This is a genomic window from Citrobacter sp. RHB21-C05 (assembly GCF_013889015.1).
Lineage (GTDB): Bacteria > Pseudomonadota > Gammaproteobacteria > Enterobacterales > Enterobacteriaceae > Citrobacter_A > Citrobacter_A sedlakii.
Genome location: NZ_CP057611.1, coordinates 505,134 through 526,630 on the forward strand (window position 1 = coordinate 505,134; position 21,497 = coordinate 526,630).

The window sequence follows — 21,497 nt, forward strand, 5'->3', positions numbered from 1 at the left end:
CCTTATTTCGATCCTGTGTTAGGATGAAGCTGCTATACATTCCCGTAACGTGCTGATCAGGTCTTATGAAAACATTTGATTCACAAGCTGAAAATTCGTCTGCCCTTATCGGTCGTAGTCTGCGAAAACGTCCGCTGGCGCGGAAAAAGCTCTCTGAGATGGTGGAAGAAGAACTGGAACAAATGATTCGTCGCCGGGAATTTGGCGAGGGCGAACAGCTTCCGTCTGAGCGTGAGCTGATGGCGTTCTTCAACGTGGGACGCCCCTCGGTGCGTGAAGCGCTGGCGGCGCTCAAGCGTAAAGGGCTGGTGCAGATCAACAATGGTGAACGCGCCCGTGTCTCCCGTCCTTCCGCCGACACGATCATCAGCGAATTGTCCGGCATGGCGAAAGATTTCCTCGCCCATCCCGGAGGCATTGCCCACTTCGAACAACTGCGGCTGTTTTTTGAATCGAGTCTGGTGCGCTACGCCGCGGAGCACGCCACTGACGCGCAGATCGATCTACTGGCGAAAGCGCTGGAACTCAACAGCCAGTCGCTGGATGACAACGCGCTGTTTATCCGGTCCGACGTGGATTTTCACCGCGTGCTGGCGGAGATCCCCGGTAATCCGATTTTCATGGCGATCCATGTCGCTTTGCTCGACTGGCTGATCGCCGCGCGTCCAACGGTACCTGATCGCGAGCTTCATGAGCATAATAGCGTTAGCTATCAGCAGCATATCGCGATCGTCGAAGCGATTCGTCAGCGCGATCCTGACGAAGCCGATCGTGCGTTACAAACCCATCTCAATAGCGTCTCCGCCACCTGGCACGCCCTCGGACAACAGTCTCGATCTAAAAAATAACGATCCTTTAGTGAAGCAGATCGCAATATAAGCATGCTGTATTGCACTGCTGCTTATTTGATCTGGTATAACAGGTATAAAGGTATGCAATCAGATAACACAACAGTGACAGAGGTCGGTATGGCAAAAGAGTTACGAGGCGTAATGCCAGCGTTATTAACCCCTTTCGATTCGCAACAGCAGCTGGATATCGACAGTCTGCGCCGTCTGGTGCGCTTTACTGTCTCGCAGGGCATCGATGGGCTTTATGTGGGTGGGTCGACCGGGGAAGCCTTCGTTCAGAGCATCGCGGAGAGAGAGCAGGTACTGGAAGTTGTCGCTGAAGAAGCGAAGGGCGACGTCACGCTGATTGCCCATGTGGGAACGGTGAGTACCGCGGAAAGCCAACAGCTCGCCCGGGCGGCGCATCGCTATGGTTTTGACGCTGTCTCCGCGGTGACGCCGTTTTACTATCCGTTTAGTTTTGAGGAGCATTGCGACCACTATCGGGCAATCATTGATTCGGCAGAGGGATTACCCATGGTGGTTTATAACATCCCGGCGCTCAGCGGCGTGAAGCTCAGCCTGGATCAGATCAACACGTTGGTGACGCTACCGGGCGTCGGCGCGCTGAAGCAAACTTCTGGCGATCTGTATCAGATGGAGCAAATCCGTCGCGCGCATCCGGATCTGGTGCTGTACAACGGCTACGATGAGATTTTTGCTTCCGGCCTGCTGGCGGGGGCGGATGGTGGGATCGGCAGCACCTATAACATTATGGGTTGGCGCTACCAGGGCATTGTAAAGGCGCTCAAGGCAGGTGACATTCAGGCTGCGCAACAACTGCAAACCGAGTGTAATCAGGTTATCGATCTGCTGATAAAAACCGGGGTATTCCGTGGGCTGAAAACGGTACTGCACTATATGGACGTGCTGTCCGTCCCGCTGTGCCGTAAGCCGTTTGCCCCGGTAGACGAACGCTATCTACCGGAACTGAAGGCGCTGGCTCAGCAATTGTTGGCAGAGAAGGCGTAACCGTGAAAAGCCGGGGGCGCTTCGCTTGCCCGGCCTGCAAAACATACTCTGTAGGCCGGATAAGGCAACGCCGCCGTCCGGCATAACAGCAAAAATTATCGGGAGAGTGTTATGAGTAAGTGTACCCAAAGCATCCCGTGGTATCGCCATCTCAATCGCGCCCAATGGCGGGCGTTTTCTGCCGCATGGCTGGGATATTTGTTGGATGGTTTTGACTTTGTGTTAATTGCCCTTGTTCTGACCGAAGTACAAAGCGAATTTGGGCTGACGACGGTACAGGCGGCAAGCCTGATTTCGGCGGCCTTTATTTCCCGCTGGTTTGGCGGGCTGATGCTGGGGGCGATGGGCGATCGCTACGGGCGTCGTCTGGCGATGGTCACCAGCATCATTATGTTCTCTGTGGGAACCCTGGCCTGTGGTTTTGCGCCGGGATACACCACCATGTTTATCGCCCGACTGGTGATCGGCATGGGCATGGCGGGGGAATACGGCTCCAGCGCCACGTACGTCATTGAAAGCTGGCCGAAACATCTGCGTAACAAAGCCAGCGGCTTTCTGATTTCCGGTTTCTCCGTCGGTGCGGTGGTTGCCGCACAGGTTTATAGCCTTGTCGTTCCTGTCTGGGGATGGCGTGCACTGTTTTTTATCGGCATTTTGCCAATCGTCTTTGCCCTTTGGCTGCGTAAAAACATTCCGGAAGCCGAAGACTGGAAAGAGAAGCATGAAGGTAAAGCGCCGGTGCGCACGATGGTCGATATTCTCTATCGGGGCGAGCATCGCGTCGTCAACGTATTGATGACGATCGCGGCGGCAACAGCGCTGTGGTTCTGCTTTGCCGGCAACCTGCAAAATGCGGCGATCGTTGCCGTGCTTGGCCTGTTGTGTGCGGTTATCTTTATCAGCTTCATGGTGCAAAGCAGCGGCAAGCGCTGGCCGACAGGGGTGATGCTGATGGTCGTCGTGCTGTTTGCGTTCCTCTATTCATGGCCTATCCAGGCGCTGTTGCCAACGTATCTGAAAACCGAACTGGCGTACGATCCGTCAACCGTTGCGCGCGTGCTGTTCTTTAGCGGCTTTGGCGCGGCGGTCGGCTGCTGCGTGGGCGGTTTCCTCGGCGACTGGCTTGGCACGCGCAAAGCCTATGTCTGCAGTCTGCTGGCCTCGCAAGTATTGATCATTCCGGTGTTTGCGATTGGCGGCACAAACGTCTGGGTGCTCGGTTTGCTACTGTTTTTCCAGCAGATGTTAGGGCAGGGGATCTCCGGGATCTTGCCGAAACTGATCGGCGGTTATTTTGACACCGATCAGCGTGCAGCGGGCCTGGGCTTCACCTACAACGTGGGGGCATTGGGCGGCGCGTTGGCCCCCATCCTCGGCGCGCTTATCGCCCAGCGTCTGGATCTGGGTACCGCGCTGGGATCGCTCTCGTTTAGCCTGACCTTTGTGGTGATCCTGCTGATTGGCCTGGATATGCCGTCCCGCGTGCAGCGCTGGCTGCGCCCGGAAGCATTACGTACGCACGACGCCATTGATGGCAAACCGTTCAGCGGCGCCGTACCGCTCGGCGGCGATAAAAGCGCGTTAGCGAAAGGTAAAAGTTAAGCCATTTACCCGGTCTCGTACCGGGTAACACTCGGAAGGGAAGAAGTATGTCGTTACTTGCTCAACTGGATAAAAGTATCGCCGCAAACGGCGGCCTGATTGTCTCCTGTCAGCCGGTTCCCGGCAGTCCGCTGGATAAGCCGGACATCGTTGCGGCGATGGCGCTGGCGGCGGAGCAGGCGGGGGCGGTCGCCCTGCGTATTGAAGGCATCGACAATGTACGGGCAACGCGCGCTGTGGTGAACGTGCCGATTATCGGCATCCTCAAGCGCGATCTGGACGACTCTCCTGTGCGCATCACCGCGTTTCTGGACGATGTCGATGCGCTGGCGCAGGCCGGGGCGGATATTATTGCGTTTGATGGTACCGATCGCGTGCGACCGGTACCTGTGGACGCGCTGCTGGCGAGGATCCATCATCATCAGCGTCTGGCGATGGCGGACTGCGCGTCGCGTGAGGACGGACTGGCCTGCCATCAGCGGGGCGCGGATATGATTGGCACCACGCTTTCCGGTTACACGACGCCGGAAACGCCAGAAGAGCCCGATCTGGCGCTGGTCAAAACCCTGAGCGACGCCGGGTGTCGGGTGATTGCCGAAGGGCGCTACAACACGCCAGCGCAGGCCGCGGAGGCGATGCGTCACGGCGCCTGGGCGGTGACGGTGGGGTCTGCGATTACGCGTCTGGAACACATCTGCGGGTGGTACAACGCGGCGCTGAAAAAGGCGGTGCTATGACGACGCTGGCGATTGATATTGGCGGCACCAAACTCGCCGCCGCCCGGGTGGATGAGGATTTACAGATCCGCGAACGAATTGAACGTCCAACGCCCGCCAGTAAAACGCCAGATGCCCTGCGCGAAGCGCTCGCGGAACTGATTGCGCCGCTGCAGGCGCAGGCGCAGCGGGTTGCTGTCGCGTCAACCGGGATAATTCGCGACGGTAGCCTGCTGGCGATTAACCCGCAAAATCTCGGCGGGTTGCTACACTTTCCGCTAGTTGAAACAGTAAAAGCGATCACCGGGTTACCGACCCTGGCGGTCAACGATGCGCAGGCAGCGGCCTGGGCGGAATACCATGCGCTGGCCGATGCGACCCGCGATATGGTGTTTATCACCGTGTCGACCGGTGTGGGCGGCGGGGTGGTGAGCGGCGGCAAATTGCTGACCGGTAGCGGGGGGCTGGCCGGGCATCTCGGACACACCCTGGCGGATCCGAACGGCCCACGGTGCGGCTGCGGTCGGATTGGCTGCGTGGAGGCGATTGCCTCGGGACGCGGCATTGCCGCCGCCGCGCAAGGCGATCTTGCTGGTTGCGACGCCAGAACCCTTTTTGCACGCGCGGCGGAAGGGGATGCGCAGGCGGCACAGCTGGTTACGCGCTCGGCGAAAGTACTGGCGCGGCTGATCGCCGATGTCAAAGCGATCACCGACTGCCAGCGGGTAGTGGTGGGCGGCAGCGTCGGACTGGCGGAAGGTTATTTGACGCAGGTCGGCGATTTTCTGGCCCAACAACCGCCGGTCTATCACGTTGCATTATCCGCCGCGCACTACCGACACGATGCAGGGTTACTGGGCGCAGCGCTGCTGGCTCAAGGAGAACGTCTATGATATTGGGTGAAGTTCGTTCGTTACCGTCCGCAGGTTTGCATCCTGTGCTTCTGGATGCGCTGACGCTCGCGCTGGCGGCAAGGCCGCAGGAAAAAGCGCCTGGTCGCTATGCGCTGCAGAGCGACAATATTTTTATGAATGTGATGGAATTTTTCACGCAGTCGCCGACGGAAAAGAAAGCGGAGCTGCACGAGCAGTATATCGATATCCAGCTGCTGTTAGCGGGGAAAGAGCGCATTCACTTTGGCGTGAACGGCGCGGCGCGACGTTGCGAAGAGATGCATGAAGAAGAGGATTACCAGTTGTGTAGTGAAATCGCAGACGAACAGTCGGTCACCCTGCAACCGGGGATGTTCGCCGTGTTTATGCCGGGAGAGCCGCATAAGCCAGGATGTGTATTTCAGGAGCCAGGCGAAATTAAGAAAGTGGTGGTGAAGGTACGAGCCAGTTTGCTGGCCGTTTAGACCGGATGCATTTACAGGCCGGACAGGGATGACTCCGCTATCCGGCAATATTCTTCAGCACATTACCGCTTAAACGTGACCGCTTCTGGCTGCGTCAGATGCAGCGTTGTCTGGCTGGGAACCGTCTCGGCAATGATCTTTCCGTGGCGGATGGAATAGCGCGCAGGCGTCTGGCGACGAACCGCATCAAAACCATTCTCAGCCGGTAAAATCACCAGGTTCGCCGAATTTCCTACCTTCACGCCGTAATCCTGCAGGTGGAGCGTTTTCGCACTGTGGCTGGTGATCAGATTTAGCCCATCGTTAATCTGTCCGTACCCCATCAGTTGGCAGACGTGTAATCCCATATGCAGCACCTGCAACATGTTTGCGGTGCCCAGCGGATACCACGGATCGAAAACGTCATCATGACCAAAGCAAACGTTGATTTCCGCTTCCAGCATTTCTTTCACCCGCGTCACGCCGCGACGCTTAGGATAGGTGTCGAAACGGCCCTGCAGGTGAATGTTCACCAGCGGATTAGCGACGAAGTTAATGCCCGACATTTTCAGTAAACGGAACAGGCGGGACGCGTACGCGCCGTTATAAGAGTGCATCGCCGTGGTATGACTGGCCGTGACGCGTGGACCCATCCCGTCACGATGCGCCAGCGCGGCGACGGTTTCAACGAAGCGCGACTGCTCATCATCGATTTCGTCACAGTGCACGTCGATCAGCCTGTCGTACTTCTGCGCCAGCGCGAACGTTTTATGCAACGACTCAACGCCATACTCGCGGGTAAATTCAAAGTGGGGGATCGCGCCAATTACGTCCGCGCCCATCCTCACCGCTTCTTCCAGCAATGCCTCGCCGTTGGGGTAAGAAAGAATGCCCTCCTGCGGGAACGCCACGATTTGCAGATCGACCCATGGGGCAACATCCTGCTTCACTTCCAGCATCGCTTTAAGCGCCGTCAGCGTGGGATCGGAGACGTCAACGTGAGTACGGACATGCTGGATACCGTTGGCCATTTGCCACTTCAGCGTCTGCATTGCGCGAGTCTTAACGTCTTCGTGGGTGAGGAGCGCCTTACGCTCTGCCCAGCGTTCAATACCTTCGAATAACGTACCCGACTGGTTCCAGCTCGGTTCACCTGCTGTTTGCGTTGTATCCAGGTGAATATGCGGCTCGACGAAAGGCGGAATCACCAACCCGCCTTCGGCGTCAAGTTGTTGACCTGCAGGCGCTGAGGCGGTTTCCTGTGGTTCAATACGGCTGAATCGTCCGTTTTCAATCGCGATCTGCCATAGCCCTTCTTGCCCCTGCAAGCGGGCCTGACGAATCGTGAGCGTATTATTCTGCATGGGTGGCCTCCGGGGCGTTAGCAAAGGTTCGTCTGGCGAATGGGGTTAACAGGATGTAGCTGAATACGCCGCCGAGGACCGCATTCACCGGCACAATGCCGTGGAGATAGTGCCCGGCTGCCACGCCGAGCGCGACTGACAAGATGGCGACCCAGTTGACCGTCACAAAAGTTGCGTTGTGGAAGTTGGCGTAGCGGCGGCGGTTGATCAGATAATCGGCGATAATCACCCCGCCAACGGGGGGAATCGCTGCCGACAGAAAGGTCAGCCAGCCGACAAAGTTATTGTACAGCCACAGCGCGCAGAGCGTACCGATAATCCCATTTACTACTGACAGCGTGCGGCTGGAGAGCCCAGTAATGTTGGCAAAGCCCAGACCCGATGCGTAGAGCGCGTTGTCATTGGTCGTCCAGATGTTCAGGCCAAGAACGATAATGGCGGGCAGTAGCAGGCCCTGAGCAATCATAACGTCAGAGATATCAGCCTGGCCCACCGCGGCGGCGCCTGCGGCACCGAAAATAAACATCAGCGAGTTGCCAAGGAAAAACGCCACCATCGCGACCAGTACGGCGCCTTTCGCGTTGCGGCCAAAGCGGACGAAATCGGCGGTGAGCGTCCCGGCGCTGATGAACGAGCCGACGACCAGCGCCAGCGCGCCTGAAAAATTGAGCGGTGTCTGCGGCACGATCGCTTTTAAGTGATCCAGACCGCCCACGCCGTCCACTGCCAGCCACACGGAGTAGCTGCCGAGGATGACAATCGCGGGAACGGCGATGATCGATAACACCGTCAGCGCCGAGATGCCAAAGAAAATGGTCATGGTCATCAGCAGGCCGGAAACCGCGATGAGGATATTGACGTCAATTCCCGTTGCTTTACTCACCGGGATTGCGAACATGGCCACGCCAACCCCAAACCAGCCTACCTGCGTCCCGCCTAATAGCAGGGAGGGAAGCCATGAGCCTTTCACACCAAATGAGTAGCGGGCGAGGAGGTGGGTCGAAAGGCCAGTTTTGGCGCCAATGTAACCGAGAAAAGCGGTGTAAATACCGAGGAGAAGATTACCGAAGAGAACTGCCAGGAAGAAATCATGATAGGAAAGACCGGTGCCGAGCGTGCCGCCGGTCCACATACTGGCGGAAAAAAATGTCAATCCCAACATTACAAACGTTAATGGAATGACACCTTTCCGCGCCGTCAGTGGGACGGGTCCCTGGCTATAATTGTTATCTTGCGACACAACGCCTCCTTGAATTTTGGTCAAAAAATCCGCCGCATAATATACATTTTTCTGGTGAATGCAAACGTTTCCGTCCGGATTTACATACGCTGCGGAGGAACCACGAGCCCAGCGTGGGGAGAGTAACGTTGCCGCCGGACAGTATCCGGAGGTGTCCGTATAAAAATGTCGTTAATGGCCCTGGTATAAACGGAAGATGTCCGCAATATTGTTGCCAATTACTTTTTTATTTTCACATTTGCGGCAATCATGACTTTGAATTAATAACCTCGTAACAAATTAAAACATCATTATTATCTTTTTATTTTATTCGGCGATCGGGTATGACGCCCGTTTTATCTCTGCGACGTTATTCCGTGCAATCATGCCAGAAGCATCGCGTTAGTCGTATTAATATAAAATTTATCACCATTAATATTTATGGTGTTAATTTGAAAAACAGCAATGATCAATAAGGGTGATACGCGAACCCCGGGAACAATGATTTCTTTACTTAAGCGAACTTTAAGTTAAATTGAATTAATGTAATAGTCATATATCAGATTTATTTTTTGTGCAGGGTTTGAGCACTGACTGATGCTATTTTAATCTTTTCATGCATCTCTTTTATGGGGATTTCCTTAAATTAAGAAAACAGATCTTTAGTAAGTTATCTACCATTAAAAGTGGTTTGTTTGGGGGTTTTTATGGGTAATAATGCGTGGCGAAAATAAAATTTAGTTATTTTCAGTACGCATTGTACATTTTGCTGAATTCTAAAGTGAAAATCAACAAAAATAATCTTATCTGAGTGAAGAGTATGCACTCTGCATCGGCTTCGATGTTTTTATTGGAGACGCGTGTTAATCATACTCATCTTATTTTAAATGTTTAAAGGATTAAGAATGAAAACTGTAGTGAAAACAATCGCTGCTTCGGCAATGATTATGGGGTTCGTGTCTTTCGCTAATGCGGCGGGTACGAATATGGGTAACGTAACATTTACCGGTACGATTGAAGATTCTCCATGTTCGATTGCGGTGGGCGACGAGCATCAGACCGTTAACCTGGGACATATTGGCACCGGTTCTCTGTTGAAAGGCGGTCAGTCTTCCGCAGTTGATTTCCATATCAAACTGGAAAATTGTGCGTTCACTACCGAGAAAACCATGTCGACGACATTCTCAGCGGCGGGTAATGAATCCACAACGAGTGCAGGCAATATCGCCTTAATGGGCGCGAACGGTGAAATGGCAGGATCAAGTATCGTTTTGGCAACTTATAAAGGCGCACAGATTAAGCTGGATGAAGCTGATAGCCAGCCTCTGGCTGTCGATGCCAGCGGCGTAGGGCTGGCTGATCAGACGCTGAACTTCAAAGCATGGGTAAAAGGGGACGACGCGGCAACGTCGATCGATACTGGTGAATTTAACAGTGTCGTGAACTTCGCAGTGAGCTACCTGTAAGGTATGCCATTCTCTACGGCAGTCGTGCCGTAGAGAAACCAATCAAGATAATTTTATTCGCCATCCATCAGATCGTCTGAGGGTTTATTTCGCTTGCTATCATTAAATTATCAGGGATAGATATCTGATGAGCCGTTATTCATCATTTCGCTCGCATGCGCTAACGTTTCTCGTCGGTATGGCGTTAATTGGCGATCTGGGAAATAGCTTCGCCGAAGATGCTATTCAGTTTAATACTCAGTTTCTCGACGTTAAGGATGGTTCGAAATTCGATCTCAACCGCTTTTCCCGCAAAGGGTACGTCATGCCGGGCAAATACACATTACAGGTGATGGTAAATCAGAGCCAGATTGCCCAGGAACGCATCGTAAATTATATAACAGCGCAGGCTGATAACACGGTTACTTTTCCCTGTTTACCCCCTGAATTGATTGCGCAATTTGGATTAAAAACAGATGTTCTCGACAAATTACGCTGGATAAATTCAGGCGCCTGCCTGATGCCTAATCAACTCGATGGCGTCGAATTTCAAACGGATTTAAGTAAATCGACTCTGGTGGTTATAATCCCGCAAGCCTATCTCCAATATTCAGATAAAGACTGGGACCCGCCATCGCGCTGGGATGAAGGTATTCCCGGAATATTCATCGACTACAATATTAATAGCCAGTGGCAGCACCCTGAGCATACAAAAGGTGACGAATATGACGTCAGCGGGAATGGTACGCTGGGGGCAAACCTGGGGTCGTGGCGTTTGCGCGCCGACTGGCAGGCCAATTACTGGCATCAGGATGCGGACGATCGGGAAAATGACGAGGTTTCTGCTCATTCTGACCGTAACTGGGACTGGAGCCGCTATTACGCCTATCGTGCTATTCCGTCCCTGGGGGCGCAGCTGAAATTTGGCGAAGATTCGCTAACGTCAGATATCTTTGACAGCTTTCGTTATATCGGTGGCAGTCTGAATACCGACGATCAGATGCTGCCGCCGAATCTGCGAGGCTACGCGCCGGATATTTCCGGCGTCGCCCGAACGCACGCCAGGGTCACCGTTACTCAGCAAGGACGGGTGATCCATGAAACGCAGGTACCGGCGGGTCCGTTTCGCATTCAGGATCTCAACGAGGCCGTCTCCGGCGACCTTCACGTACGTATTGAAGAACAGAACGGTCAGGTGCAGGAGTATGACGTCAGCACCGCGTCTGTCCCTTATCTGACACGACCTGGACAGGTGCGTTATAAAGTGGCGATCGGCCGCCCGCAGGACTGGGATCGTCATTTGCAGGGTTCGCTGTTCAGCGTCGGGGAGGCGTCCTGGGGGGTGGCGAACGGCTGGTCATTGTACAGCGGCGGGATTGGCGAAAAAGATTACCAGGCGCTGGCGATCGGCGTCGGGCGGGATATGGCGGTTCTGGGGGCGCTGTCGATCGACCTGACCCATTCGCGAGCGCGTATGCCTGAAGGCAGCGTTTATGGCGAGGGAATCATCCACGGGAACGCCTTTCGGGCCAGCTATGCTAAAGATTTTGACGCGTTGAAAAGTCGTCTGACCTTCGCGGGTTTTCGTTTCTCGGAAGAGAACTATATGACGATGGATGACTATCTGGATGCTCAGTATGCGGATGAGGATCGGGTGCGCAGCGGCCATGATAAAGAGATGTATACGCTGACGTACAGTCAGAACTTTGCCGAGATTAACGTCAACGCCTATCTGAATTTTACTCACCGGACCTACTGGAACCGACCGGACGAAGAAAGCTATAACCTGACGGTTTCCCACTATTTCAACGTTGGCGACATGCGCAATGTCAGCTTATCGATCAATGGTTATCGCAACGACTATGACACTGATACCGACGATGGGGTTTTCGTCTCGCTGAGCGTCCCATGGGGAAGTGACCGCACGCTAAGTTATAACGGCTCCTTCAGCGACGGCAATAACAGCAATCAGGTGGGGTATTACGAGCGCATCGATGATCGTAATAACGTCCAAATCAACGCCGGTCACAGCAACGACGGTGCGACGATGGACGGCTACTATCGCTATGCCGCTAATTTTGCCGATGTGGATGCCAGCGTGAATTATCAGGAAGGGGAATACCTTTCCGGCGGGCTCTCCTTACAGGGAGGAGCAACGTTAACGCCGTACGGAGGCGCATTTCACCGTACTGGCGTGAATGGCGGTACCCGATTATTGGTTAACGTTGACAGTCAGGCGGATATTCCGGTCAGTGGCTACGATACGCCGGTGTACACCAATGGTTTTGGTAAAGCGGTGCTCACCGATGTCAACGATTACTACCGCAATCAAATCCGTATCGATCTGACGGAATTACCCGAAAATGCCGAAGTGATTAATTCGGTAGCGCAGGCGACGCTAACCGAAGGGGCAATAGGCTACCGTCATATGGACGTGATCAGCGGCGAAAAAGCGATGGCGGTTATCAGGTTGCAGAACGGTGATTATCCCCCTTTTGGCGCAGAGGTTCGCAACGAGCATCTCCAGCAGGTGGGCATTGTTGACGGCGACGGCAGCGTCTATTTGATTGGCGTCAATGCGGCAGAGCGGATGCAGGTTATCTGGGACGGACTGCCACAATGTGAAATCGTGCTGCCGACGCCGTTGCCGAAAGCGTTATACAGCGGGCTGCTGCTTCCCTGCCGGAGCGAGGGGGCTGTCATGAAAGAGCCGGCTCTCGACCTGTTCTCCCGATGACACAGCAGAAAACCCGGTTAGCGCCTTCCGTAAAACCGGAAGCGCTTTTAACCCGAAACTGATCACAAAGGATTTATTTTATGAAAGGACATCTTCTGACCGTGTTGGTGAGTTGCGCAATGGGCACAATTGGCGCGACGCAGGCGGCCGTATCCCCGGACCGCACGCGACTGGTATTCAAAGGGGATGATAAATCCATCAGCGTGGATTTAAAAAATGCCAGCGAGAAAATGCCTTACCTTGCTCAGTCGTGGATCGAAGACGAAAAGGGCGTGCGGATCAGCTCGCCGCTGACCGTCGTACCGCCGGTGCAGCGCATTGAAGCGAAAAGTATCGGCCAGGCCAGGATTCAGGGAATGCCGGGTTTAGCTGCGCTGCCCCAGGACAGGGAAAGCTTATTTTTCTACAACGTACGTGAGATCCCGCCCAAAAGCGATGCGCCCAACACGCTGCAAATTGCGCTGCAAACGCGGATCAAGCTGTTCTATCGCCCCGTGTCGCTAGCGAAAGTCGATCCCATGAATCCCTGGCAGTATGACGTGGTGCTGGAGAAAAAAGGGGGTCAGTATCAGGTGAATAACACCACGGGTTATTACGTCATAGTGAGCGATGCCAGTCGCGACGTGGACGGCGAGACGGCGAAAGGGTTTACGCCAATGGTGATTGCACCGCAGACCAGCCAGATGATGGTCGCCGGTATCGCCGAATTGGGTAACACGCCGGTACTTACTTACGTGAATGATTATGGCGCTCGCTTGCCGCTGATTTTTAACTGCTCAGCAGAGAAATGCACAGTCAATAAAGAGAAGAGCAGAAAATCGTGAGTGTCTTCAGCAGGAAGAACGTGGCGCGTATAGGGGCGGCGGCGTTAACGTTATTCATTTGCGCAGGAATAGCCCCGGTTAATGCGAAAAGTAAAACGGTCAATATGAAATTGATCGTGCTGGTGAACGCGGCTCCGCCCTGCACCGTCACGGGCGGGTCGGTTACGTTTGGCGACGTGCTGACGACCGAAGTGGGGAAGGTGGAGTATATCCAGCCGGTTAAGTACTCATTGAACTGTAACGGAAGGGTATCCGATTACCTGAAATTGCAGATCCAGGGCGCACCCGTGACGATAAACGGTGAGTCGGTGTTAAAGACCAGCGCCAGCGGGCTGGGTATTCGTATCCAGACGGCCAGCGACGGAACGCTGGTTCCCCTTGATAACAGCAACTGGCTGAATTTTACCTACGCTTCCACGTCCGGCATACCGCTGGAGGCCGCGTTGGTTAAGGCGAGCGGTAGCGAACTTCAGGCACAGGAATTCAGCGCGGCCGCAACATTAGTGGTGGATTATCAATGAAAAAAATACTCCTGGGCTTCCTGCTAAGCAGCTTTACGCTGTCGGCGGCGGAAAACCTGCAATTCAGCGGGACGCTGATCGCGCCACCCACATGCACCGTTAACAATGAAGAGACAATAGAGATCGGCTTCGGTGATGTCGCCATTGAGAAGATCGATGGCGTCAACTATACGACGCTGATTGGACTTTATGTTTATTGCAACTATCCCGGCAGGAACCACCAAATGACGTTAACCATCGGTGGGGCGATCAGCGATTATAATCCTGCGGCAATTGAAACAGATGTTGATGGTCTGGGTGTCGAAATCAAACAGAATGGTAAACCCTTCCCCATTAATGATGTGCTGTCGGTTGAGGAACTGACTTTCCCGTTGCTGGAAGCGGTGCCGGTGAAAAAGAGCGGGGCAAGCTTAAAGGACGGTTCCTTTGAGGCATGGGCAACGATAAAGGTGGAGTATCAATGAGCGTCGTGAAAGATGCGCTCTGCTTGCTGGCGCTGTGGGGAATGTTGGGACAGACGGTGAACGCAGAGACGAAAATTCATTTTACCGGTCGGTTGCTGTCATCGCCCTGCTCGCTGGTGGTCAATGGCAATACGCTTACAGAAGTCCTTTTTCCCTCATTGAGCGCGCCAGAGCTGGCTACCCGCGGGAGATCGAAGCCTGTCGCATTCAGCTTACAGCTTAAAGACTGCAATACGGTGACAAGCAAGTCTGTTTCCGTGCGTTTTTCCGGAATGGAAGTCAGCGGCATGAGCGGCTTTCTGGCGCTGGAAGGGGGCGCCGACGCCAGCGGCATTGGCATCGGCATTGAGACTGAAGACGGCGCACAGGTGAAGATCAACGGCGCTTCAGGAAATGAATTTATGCTGAGCGATGGGCTGAATACATTGAATTTTAATGCCTGGATTCAGGCGGTGGAAGGCCAGGAGATAACGCCGGGAACCTTCAGTGCGACAACTCTCGTTGCTTTTGAGTACTTATAACGATGAAAAAATTTATCTGCATCAGCGTATTTTTTCTTTGCTTACCCTTATTTTCCCCTTCCGCGACTGCGGCCGGGGATAAGTTGGCGAACTCAAAATTTAATAGTGAAACGATCTACTACGGGCGTAATCGGACAATCAATAGTGGACCGACGACGCTAAATGTTACTGTTGCCACGCCTCAGGGGGTTGCCTATGGGGCTTATCAAATTCCCTATGTGTCACATAAAGGCTCGGTCATTGCGGCAACATCCTGGTCGGGCACGGGAAAGGCGCCCATCCTGACGATAGTCGATTTTGCATCGGCATCGAACTCAAACTGTCCCGGCATAGATACCTCTAAATGGCAATGTGGTCAACTCGTCGTCAGCGTTGAGGTTGAATCGGATAACTTTGGCTGTCCATGGATAGCGACAATATCGGCGACATCGACAATGCGAGCGAATGGCAACTTTTATACGGGGCCAGTGACCCGCGACTCGGTATGCCCGACGGTACCGGTGGACACATTTGATATTTCCTGGGATCCCAACATCGTAAAGCACGAGACCGTTCTCGCTGTTGATGCTACAGGCGGGACGGTGACCTCCTCGCTGCAAACCTATTTAATGGAGAGCGGTTCGCTATGCGATAAAAGCAAGTATGATTCGCGCGGCGCGTACTGCCGTTTTGTGGGGACTGGAGTGACGTTGAGTGTACTGGGATGCGATGACAATCATGTCCAAAGCAGAGCCTCGCCCTTTGCGCTAACAGATAAAGCCTTGCACGATATTACTGTTTCGGTGAACACCAAAAATATAGGCACGGGAATGGTAAAAGCAACCTGTAATTTCCAGTATATTCTTGAACAGCTATAAGACGTTTTTCGCTGTACAGGCTTGCAGATAGCCCCCATCCCTGACTTATCTTCCGGATGGGGGCGGTGGTGTTTAAACCTCCAGGTAGTTCATGATCCCGTCAGCCGCTTTACGGCCTTCGGCAATGGCGGTGACCACCAGATCAGAACCGCGTACGATGTCGCCACCGGCGAAGATTTTCGGATTGCTGGTCTGGAACGCGTTATCGCTGCTTTCCGGAGCGATAATACGGCCCTGTGAGTCCAGCTCGACGCTGTGCGCTTTCAACCATTCCATGCTGTGCGGACGGAAACCAAACGCCATCACGACGGCGTCAGCCGGGACCACGTGTTCTGAACCGGCGACGATCTCCGCGCGACGACGGCCTTTCGCATCCGGCGCGCCCATTTCGGTGCGCGCCATTTTCACGCCGCACACCTTGCCGTTGGCGTTGACTTCAATACCCAGCGGCTGCACGTTGAACTGAAACTCGACGCCTTCTTCACGCGCGTTTTTCACTTCGCGTTTTGAACCCGGCATATTTTCTTCGTCGCGGCGATAGGCGCAGGTGACGTGCGTCGCGCCCTGACGAACAGAGGTACGCACACAGTCCATCGCCGTATCGCCACCGCCCAGCACGACCACGCGTTTGCCTTCCATACTGATGAACGGCGCGTCGGTGGTTTCGCCAAAGCCCATGATCTGCCTGGTGTTGGCGATCAGGAACGGCAGCGCGTCAAACACGCCATCGGCGTCTTCGTTTTCCAGCCCGCCGCGCATGGACTGATAAGTGCCGACGCCGAGGAACACCGCATCGTAATCCTTCAGCAGGTCGTCGAGCTGTATGTCACGACCCACTTCCACGTTGAGTTTGAACTCAATGCCCATGCCAGTGAAGATTTCGCGGCGACGGGTCATCACCTCTTTTTCCAGCTTAAACGCCGGGATGCCGAAGGTCAGCAGGCCGCCGATTTCCGGATGACGATCAAAGACCACCGCCTTTACGCCGTTGCGGGTCAGCACGTCGGCGCAGGCCAGCCCGGCAGGACCTGCGCCGATAATCGCCACGCGTTTGTCGGTCTGACGTACCCCGGTCATATCCGGACGCCAGCCCATCTCGAACGCTTTGTCGTTGATATAGCGCTCGATATTGCCGATAGTCACCGCGCCAAACTCGTCGTTCAGCGTACAGGATCCTTCGCACAGGCGATCCTGAGGGCAGACGCGACCGCACACTTCCGGCAGGGTGTTGGTCTGGTGAGACAGCTCGGCGGCCTCGAAAATACGCCCTTCGTTGGCCAGTTTCAGCCAGTTCGGGATGTAGTTATGTACCGGACACTTCCACTCGCAGTACGGGTTGCCGCAGGACAGGCAGCGGTCTGCCTGTGCTTTGGCCTGACCTTCAGAAAACGGCTCGTAGATTTCGACGAACTCGATTTTGCGAATTTTCAGCGGCTTCTTCGGCGGATCAACGCGCTGCAGGTCGATAAATTGATATACGTTTTGACTCATGACCAGACCCTCTTACTGCGCCTGCACGCGCAGCTCGGCTGCGCTACGACTACGGTGACCCAACAGGGCTTTCACATCACTGGATTTCGGCTTCACCAGCGCGAACTTCGTGGCAAAGGCTGACCAGTTCGCCAGAATTTCTTCGCCACGCTGCGATCCGGTATGCTGCACATGTTCGGTAATCAATCCACGCAAATGCTCCTCGTGAATCGCCAAATCGTCAACGCTCAGCACTTCCACTAATTCCGGATTCACGCGTTTGCGGAACTCACCGTCTTCATCCAGCACGTAAGCAAAACCGCCCGTCATGCCTGCGCCGAAGTTCACGCCGGTTTTGCCGAGAATGCAGACAATACCGCCGGTCATGTATTCGCAGCCGTTGTCGCCAATGCCTTCCACGACGGTGATTGCCCCGGAGTTACGCACCGCAAAACGTTCACCTGCGCGGCCTGCGGCGTACAGGCGACCGCCGGTCGCGCCGTACAGGCAGGTGTTACCAATAATGCTCGCCTCATGACTGCGGAAAGCTGAACCGACCGGTGGACGTACCGCCAGCAGCCCCCCCGCCATGCCTTTACCGACATAGTCGTTAGCATCGCCGGTCAGGTATAACTCAACGCCGCCGGCGTTCCAGACGCCGAAGCTCTGGCCCGCGGTGCCGTTAAAATGCGCTTTGATCGGGTCAGACGCCAGCCCCTGATCGCCATGCGTCTGGGCGATATAGCCCGACAGCGACGCGCCAACGGAACGGTCGGTATTGCGAATGTCAAACCAGAAGGTTTTGCTCTGACGTTCGTCAACGTACGGTTTCGCCTGTTGTAACAATTGCGCGTTCAGCACGCCGTTATCGAACGGCGGGTTGTTTTCCGTGCAGTACAGCGCTTTGCCTGGATGAGGCTCGGCGGTTTCCAGCAGACGGGACAGGGCCAGTTTCTGCTGTTTGGCGGTAAAGCCTTCCAGCTCTTTCAGCAGGTCGGTACGGCCAATCAGATCCACCAGGCGGGTGACGCCCAACTGCGCCATCAGCTCGCGGGTTTCACGGGCGATAAACTCAAAGTAGTTGGTCACTTTGAACGGCAGCCCGTGATAGTGATTCTTACGCAGTTTGTCATCCTGCGTTGCGACGCCCGTCGCGCAGTTATTCAGGTGACAAATACGCAGGTATTTACAGCCCAACGCCACCATCGGGCCGGTACCGAAACCGAAGCTTTCCGCGCCCAGAATCGCGGCTTTGATAATATCAACGCCGGTTTTCAGGCCACCGTCCACCTGCAAGCGGATCTTATGACGCAGACCGTTTGCCACCAGCGCCTGCTGGGTTTCCACCAGACCCAGTTCCCACGGACAGCCCGCGTATTTCACCGAGGAGAGCGGGCTGGCGCCAGTACCACCGTCGTAGCCAGCGATGGTGATCAGATCGGCATAGGCTTTCGCCACGCCGGTCGCAATGGTGCCGACGCCCGGCTCGGAAACCAGCTTCACGGAGATCATCGCTTTCGGGTTAACCTGCTTCAGGTCGAAAATCAGCTGCGCTAAATCCTCGATAGAGTAAATATCGTGGTGCGGCGGCGGGGAGATCAGCGTCACGCCCGGTACCGAGTAGCGCAGTTTGGCGATGTATGGGGTGACTTTATCACCCGGCAACTGGCCGCCTTCGCCCGGCTTCGCGCCCTGCGCGACCTTGATCTGGATAACATCGGCATTGACCAGATACGCTGGCGTTACGCCAAAGCGACCGGATGCCACCTGCTTGATACGCGACACTTTATTGGTGCCGTAGCGCGCCGGGTCTTCACCGCCTTCGCCGGAGTTGGAGTTCCCGCCGAGGCTGTTCATGGCTTCCGCCAGCGCTTCGTGGGCTTCGGGGCTCAGCGCGCCGATGGACATTGCCGCCGTGTCGAAACGCTTGAACAGTTCGCTGGCCGGTTCAACGTCGTCAATACTCACGGCGTCGTCACCCGGTGTGATAGCCAGCAGATCGCGCAGCGTCGTGGCGGGACGTTCGTTGACCAGCTTCGCGTATTCCTGATAGTCGCTGTACTCGCCGCTTTGTACCGCCTGTTGCAGGGTACGCACCACGTCCGGGTTATAGGCGTGGTATTCGCCGCCGTGCACGTACTTCAGCAGGCCGCCCTGGGCGATTGGCTTGCGCGCCAGCCAGGCGCGTTTGGAGAGATTCAGCAGATCCTGCTGGAAGTCGGCGAAGCCTGCCCCGCCGATGCGACTCACCACGCCCTGGAAGCACAGGTTCACCACGTCGTCATGCAGGCCGACCGCTTCAAACAGCTTCGAGCAGCGGTAAGAGGCGATGGTTGATATGCCCATTTTGGACATGATCTTGTACAGCCCTTTGTTGATGCCGTTACGGTAGTTCAGCATCACGGTGCGGTAGTCTTTGGCAATCGCCTGGGTGTCGATCAGACGGCCCAGCGTTTCGTATGCCAGATAGGGATAGATGGCGGTCGCGCCGAAGCCGAGCAGCACCGCAAAATGATGCGGGTCACGGGCGCTGGCGGTTTCAACGATGATGTTCGCGTCGCAGCGCAGGCTTTGTTCCACCAGACGCGTCTGTACCGCGCCCACGGCCATCGGCGCGGGCACCGGCAGACGGTTCTTGCCAATGTTGCGGTCGGAAAGCACCAGCAGGACGGTACCATTACGCACCATCTGTTCGGCAGTGTCGCAGAGCGTTTTCACGGTCTCTTCCAGCGTGGTCTGCGTGGCGTCGAAGGTGATATCAAGCCAGTCGGCGCGATAATGCTCCTCTTTCATCGTCGTCAACTGTTTAAAGTCAGAGTACAACAGGATCGGCGATTTAAAGCTCAGACGATGCGCCTGGCCTTCCGCTTCGCAGAAGACGTTCATTTCGCGACCAATGCTGGTGGCCAGCGACATGACGTGAGCTTCGCGCAGCGGATCGATTGGCGGGTTGGTTACCTGCGCAAACTGTTGGCGGAAGTAGTCGTAAATAATGCGCGGCTGGCTGGAGAGCACGGCAAACGGGGTGTCATCACCCATAGAGCCGACCGCTTCCTGGCCGTTTTCGCCCAGCACACGGATGACGGAGTCCAGCTCTTCCGCGCTGTAGTTAAATTGTTTCTGGTAGCTGGCGAGCGCGTCGTCGTCCAGTTCGCGGCTTCCCACCTGATCGTCAGCCAGCTCTTCAAACGGTACCAGGCGGCGAACGTTTTTCTCCATCCACTCTTTATACGGGTGGCGGCTTTTCAGATCGTCGTCGGTTTCGGCGGAATGCAGAATACGGCCGCCGCGGGTGTCGATCACCATCAGTTCGCCAGGTCCAACGCGGCCTTTTTCCACCACTTCGTCAGGCTGGTAATCCCAGATGCCGACTTCCGAGGCGCAAGTAATGAGCTTATCTTTGGTGATGACGTAGCGCGCCGGACGCAGACCATTACGATCGAGGTTACAGGCAGCGAAGCGACCGTCGGACATGACGATCCCCGCCGGGCCGTCCCAGGGCTCCATGTGCATGGAGTTAAAGTCGAAGAACGCGCGCAGCTCCGGATCCATGTCCGGGTTATTCTGCCAGGCTGGCGGCACCAGCAGGCGCATCGCGCGAACGATGTCCATCCCGCCGGCCAACAGCAGTTCCAGCATGTTATCCATGGAGCTGGAGTCGGAGCCGGTTTCGTTAACAAACGGCGCGGCGTCGTGCAGGTCCGGGATCAGCGGCGTCTGGAATTTATAGGTACGGGCGCGCGCCCACTGACGGTTACCGGTGATGGTATTGATCTCGCCGTTATGCGCCAGATAGCGGAACGGCTGCGCCAGCGGCCAGCGCGGTACGGTGTTGGTGGAGAAGCGCTGATGGAACAGGCAGATGGCCGACTCCAGACGCAAATCCGCCAGGTCCAGGTAGAAGCGCGGCAGATCCGCCGGCATACACAGGCCTTTATAGATGTTTACCAGGTTCGACAGGCTACAGACGTAGAAATCTTTATCATCCTGGAGGCGCTTTTCAATGCGGCGGCGGGCGATGAACAGGCGGCGTTCCATATCGCGCGGACGCCAGCCTGCAGGGGCGTTGACAAAAATTTGCTCAATGCGCGGCAGAGAGGAGAGGGCAATTTCACCGAGAACGCCTTCGTTGGTTGGCACATCACGCCAGCCGACAATTGACAGGGTTTCCTGCTGCAGCTCTTCTTCAACAATACGGCGAGAGGCGGCGGCCAGATCCGGATCTTTATTTAAAAAGATCATCCCGACGGCGTAGTTTTTGGCTAAGCGCCAGCCGCGCTCTTCGGCAACGATACGAAAAAAGCGGTCCGGTTTTTGTAACAGCAAGCCGCAACCGTCGCCGGTTTTACCATCGGCGAGGATCGCGCCACGGTGCTGCATTCGGGCCAGTGCGTGGATTGCGGTACGCACTACCTTGTGGCTAGGTTCGCCTTCTATGTGGGCGATCAGGCCAAAACCACAGTTATCCTTCTCAAGGGATTTATCGTACAACATATCAGTGAACCTCCCCAGGCTCTGCGGGATCCCCTTCCGACACCGTTTGCGCGCGGGCACACCAA

16 protein-coding genes and 1 pseudogene are annotated in these 21,497 nt (G+C 55.3%); 13 read left to right on the forward strand and 4 right to left on the reverse strand.

Features of this window, described 5'->3' with window-relative positions:
• Positions 1 to 65: 65 nt before the first annotated feature.
• From nanR to nanQ, 6 genes are all read left to right on the forward strand, one after another.
• Positions 66 to 848 (forward strand): transcriptional regulator NanR, encoded by a 783-nt coding sequence (gene nanR, locus HVX72_RS02425; RefSeq protein WP_042291946.1) that lies wholly within the window; start codon positions 66 to 68, stop codon positions 846 to 848.
• A 120-nt stretch (positions 849 to 968) separates the two neighbouring features.
• Positions 969 to 1,862, forward strand: a complete 894-nt coding sequence (nanA, locus tag HVX72_RS02430) for an N-acetylneuraminate lyase (protein WP_181823231.1) — start codon at positions 969 to 971, stop codon at positions 1,860 to 1,862.
• Positions 1,863 to 1,973: 111 nt separating this feature from the next.
• Positions 1,974 to 3,464: an MFS transporter gene (locus HVX72_RS02435; protein ID WP_042291941.1), complete on the forward strand. Its 1,491-nt coding sequence runs from the start codon at positions 1,974 to 1,976 to the stop codon at positions 3,462 to 3,464.
• A gap of 47 nt (positions 3,465 to 3,511) precedes the next feature.
• Positions 3,512 to 4,201: an N-acetylmannosamine-6-phosphate 2-epimerase gene (locus HVX72_RS02440; protein ID WP_042291938.1), complete on the forward strand. Its 690-nt coding sequence runs from the start codon at positions 3,512 to 3,514 to the stop codon at positions 4,199 to 4,201.
• Positions 4,198 to 5,073 carry an N-acetylmannosamine kinase gene (locus tag HVX72_RS02445; RefSeq protein ID WP_181822472.1) on the forward strand — a complete coding sequence of 292 codons (876 nt, stop codon included), beginning with the start codon at positions 4,198 to 4,200 and terminating at the stop codon, positions 5,071 to 5,073. The genes HVX72_RS02440 and HVX72_RS02445 overlap by 4 nt, the downstream gene beginning before the upstream one ends.
• Positions 5,070 to 5,537: an N-acetylneuraminate anomerase gene (nanQ, locus tag HVX72_RS02450; protein ID WP_181822473.1), complete on the forward strand. Its 468-nt coding sequence runs from the start codon at positions 5,070 to 5,072 to the stop codon at positions 5,535 to 5,537. Before HVX72_RS02445 ends, nanQ begins: the two co-directional genes overlap by 4 nt.
• A gap of 62 nt (positions 5,538 to 5,599) precedes the next feature.
• On the opposite strand, the gene HVX72_RS02455 is transcribed toward nanQ, so the two are convergent.
• Positions 5,600 to 6,880 (reverse strand): cytosine deaminase, encoded by a 1,281-nt coding sequence (locus tag HVX72_RS02455; RefSeq protein ID WP_181822474.1) that lies wholly within the window; start codon positions 6,878 to 6,880, stop codon positions 5,600 to 5,602.
• Positions 6,870 to 8,120, reverse strand: a complete 1,251-nt coding sequence (codB, locus tag HVX72_RS02460) for a cytosine permease (RefSeq protein ID WP_181822475.1) — start codon at positions 8,118 to 8,120, stop codon at positions 6,870 to 6,872. The genes HVX72_RS02455 and codB overlap by 11 nt, the downstream gene beginning before the upstream one ends.
• An 884-nt stretch (positions 8,121 to 9,004) precedes the next feature.
• Here codB and HVX72_RS02465 point away from each other — a divergent pair.
• From HVX72_RS02465 to HVX72_RS02495, 7 genes and pseudogenes are all read left to right on the forward strand, one after another.
• Positions 9,005 to 9,565, forward strand: a complete 561-nt coding sequence (locus HVX72_RS02465; protein WP_181822476.1) for a fimbrial protein — start codon at positions 9,005 to 9,007, stop codon at positions 9,563 to 9,565.
• Positions 9,566 to 9,692: 127 nt separating this feature from the next.
• A pseudogene (locus HVX72_RS02470) lies at positions 9,693 to 12,343 on the forward strand (outer membrane usher protein).
• An 18-nt stretch (positions 12,344 to 12,361) separates the two neighbouring features.
• The gene (locus tag HVX72_RS02475; protein WP_181822477.1) at positions 12,362 to 13,105 is read left to right on the forward strand and encodes a fimbria/pilus periplasmic chaperone; all 744 of its coding nucleotides are present in this window, start codon (positions 12,362 to 12,364) and stop codon (positions 13,103 to 13,105) included.
• Between the two features lie 104 nt (positions 13,106 to 13,209).
• Positions 13,210 to 13,626, forward strand: a complete 417-nt coding sequence (locus tag HVX72_RS02480) for a fimbrial protein (RefSeq protein ID WP_181823232.1) — start codon at positions 13,210 to 13,212, stop codon at positions 13,624 to 13,626.
• Positions 13,623 to 14,090, forward strand: a complete 468-nt coding sequence (locus HVX72_RS02485; RefSeq protein ID WP_181822478.1) for a fimbrial protein — start codon at positions 13,623 to 13,625, stop codon at positions 14,088 to 14,090. The genes HVX72_RS02480 and HVX72_RS02485 overlap by 4 nt, the downstream gene beginning before the upstream one ends.
• Entirely contained in the window at positions 14,087 to 14,611 is a 525-nt protein-coding gene (locus HVX72_RS02490; RefSeq protein WP_060571055.1) for a fimbrial protein, read from the forward strand. The genes HVX72_RS02485 and HVX72_RS02490 overlap by 4 nt, the downstream gene beginning before the upstream one ends.
• A gap of 2 nt (positions 14,612 to 14,613) precedes the next feature.
• Positions 14,614 to 15,468, forward strand: coding sequence for a StfH/YfcO family fimbrial adhesin (locus tag HVX72_RS02495; RefSeq protein ID WP_181822479.1), 855 nt, complete (start codon positions 14,614 to 14,616; stop codon positions 15,466 to 15,468).
• Between the two features lie 72 nt (positions 15,469 to 15,540).
• Here the strand turns inward: HVX72_RS02495 and gltD are convergent, their stop codons facing one another.
• Entirely contained in the window at positions 15,541 to 16,959 is a 1,419-nt protein-coding gene (gene gltD / locus HVX72_RS02500; protein ID WP_060571057.1) for a glutamate synthase subunit GltD, read from the reverse strand.
• A 12-nt stretch (positions 16,960 to 16,971) separates the two neighbouring features.
• Entirely contained in the window at positions 16,972 to 21,432 is a 4,461-nt protein-coding gene (gene gltB, locus HVX72_RS02505; protein WP_042291926.1) for a glutamate synthase large subunit, read from the reverse strand.
• Positions 21,433 to 21,497 lie beyond the last annotated feature (65 nt).